At 52.6% G+C, this 2500-nt stretch carries 2 rRNA genes (1 of these 2 cut by a window edge); both read left to right on the forward strand.

The window, feature by feature from the left end:
* Window positions 1-1265: ribosomal RNA gene (locus BTA31_RS19705) — 16S ribosomal RNA — on the forward strand; the annotation flags it as partial.
* A gap of 157 nt (window positions 1266-1422) precedes the next feature.
* Window positions 1423-2500 (forward strand): 23S ribosomal RNA (locus tag BTA31_RS19710) (it continues 1852 nt past the right edge of the window).

Below are 2500 nucleotides of genomic sequence, written 5' to 3' on the forward strand. Positions count from 1 at the left end.
ACGATGCGTAGCCGACCTGAGAGGGTGATCGGCCACACTGGGACTGAGACACGGCCCAGACTCCTACGGGAGGCAGCAGTAGGGAATCTTCCGCAATGGACGAAAGTCTGACGGAGCAACGCCGCGTGAGTGATGAAGGTTTTCGGATCGTAAAACTCTGTTGTTAGGGAAGAACAAGTACCGTTCGAATAGGGCGGTACCTTGACGGTACCTAACCAGAAAGCCACGGCTAACTACGTGCCAGCAGCCGCGGTAATACGTAGGTGGCAAGCGTTGTCCGGAATTATTGGGCGTAAAGCGCGCGCAGGCGGTTTCTTAAGTCTGATGTGAAAGCCCCCGGCTCAACCGGGGAGGGTCATTGGAAACTGGGGAACTTGAGTGCAGAAGAGGAGAGTGGAATTCCACGTGTAGCGGTGAAATGCGTAGAGATGTGGAGGAACACCAGTGGCGAAGGCGACTCTCTGGTCTGTAACTGACGCTGAGGCGCGAAAGCGTGGGGAGCGAACAGGATTAGATACCCTGGTAGTCCACGCCGTAAACGATGAGTGCTAAGTGTTAGAGGGTTTCCGCCCTTTAGTGCTGCAGCAAACGCATTAAGCACTCCGCCTGGGGAGTACGGTCGCAAGACTGAAACTCAAAGGAATTGACGGGGGCCCGCACAAGCGGTGGAGCATGTGGTTTAATTCGAAGCAACGCGAAGAACCTTACCAGGTCTTGACATCCTCTGACAACCCTAGAGATAGGGCTTCCCCTTCGGGGGCAGAGTGACAGGTGGTGCATGGTTGTCGTCAGCTCGTGTCGTGAGATGTTGGGTTAAGTCCCGCAACGAGCGCAACCCTTGATCTTAGTTGCCAGCATTCAGTTGGGCACTCTAAGGTGACTGCCGGTGACAAACCGGAGGAAGGTGGGGATGACGTCAAATCATCATGCCCCTTATGACCTGGGCTACACACGTGCTACAATGGGCAGAACAAAGGGCAGCGAAGCCGCGAGGCTAAGCCAATCCCACAAATCTGTTCTCAGTTCGGATCGCAGTCTGCAACTCGACTGCGTGAAGCTGGAATCGCTAGTAATCGCGGATCAGCATGCCGCGGTGAATACGTTCCCGGGCCTTGTACACACCGCCCGTCACACCACGAGAGTTTGTAACACCCGAAGTCGGTGAGGTAACCTTTTGGAGCCAGCCGCCGAAGGTGGGACAGATGATTGGGGTGAAGTCGTAACAAGGTAGCCGTATCGGAAGGTGCGGCTGGATCACCTCCTTTCTAAGGATATTATACGGAATATAAGACCTTGCGGTCTTATAGACAGGTGCGTTTAGATCTTGTTTAGTTTTGAAGGANNTGTTCTTTGAAAACTAGATAACAGTAGACATCACATTCAATTCGTAATGCAAGATATCACGTAGTGATTCTTTTTAACGGTTAAGTTAGAAAGGGCGCACGGTGGATGCCTTGGCACTAGGAGCCGATGAAGGACGGGACGAACACCGATATGCTTCGGGGAGCTGTAAGCAAGCTTTGATCCGGAGATTTCCGAATGGGGAAACCCACTGCTCGTAATGGAGCAGTATCCATATCTGAATTCATAGGATATGAGAAGGCAGACCCGGGGAACTGAAACATCTAAGTACCCGGAGGAAGAGAAAGCAAATGCGATTCCCTGAGTAGCGGCGAGCGAAACGGGATTAGCCCAAACCAAGAGGCTTGCCTCTTGGGGTTGTAGGACACTCTGTACGGAGTTACAAAAGAACGAGGTAGATGAAGAGGTCTGGAAAGGCCCGCCATAGGAGGTAACAGCCCTGTAGTCAAAACTTCGTTCTCTCCTGAGTGGATCCTGAGTACGGCGGAACACGTGAAATTCCGTCGGAATCCGGGAGGACCATCTCCCAAGGCTAAATACTCCCTAGTGACCGATAGTGAACCAGTACCGTGAGGGAAAGGTGAAAAGCACCCCGGAAGGGGAGTGAAAGAGATCCTGAAACCGTGTGCCTACAAGTAGTCAGAGCCCGTTAACGGGTGATGGCGTGCCTTTTGTAGAATGAACCGGCGAGTTACGATCCCGTGCAAGGTTAAGTTTGAAAAGACGGAGCCGCAGCGAAAGCGAGTCTGAATAGGGCGCATGAGTACGTGGTCGTAGACCCGAAACCAGGTGATCTACCCATGTCCAGGGTGAAGTTCAGGTAACACTGAATGGAGGCCCGAACCCACGCACGTTGAAAAGTGCGGGGATGAGGTGTGGGTAGGGGTGAAATGCCAATCGAACCTGGAGATAGCTGGTTCTCTCCGAAATAGCTTTAGGGCTAGCCTCAAGGTAAGAGTCTTGGAGGTAGAGCACTGATTGGACTAGGGGCCCCTACCGGGTTACCGAATTCAGTCAAACTCCGAATGCCAAAGACTTATCCTTGGGAGTCAGACTGCGAGTGATAAGATCCGTAGTCGAAAGGGAAACAGCCCAGACCGCCAGCTAAGGTCCCAAAGTATACGTTAAGTGGAAAAGG

The sequence above is a fragment of the Bacillus haynesii genome (genome assembly GCF_001969855.1).
GTDB classification, from domain to species: Bacteria; Bacillota; Bacilli; order Bacillales; family Bacillaceae; genus Bacillus; species Bacillus haynesii.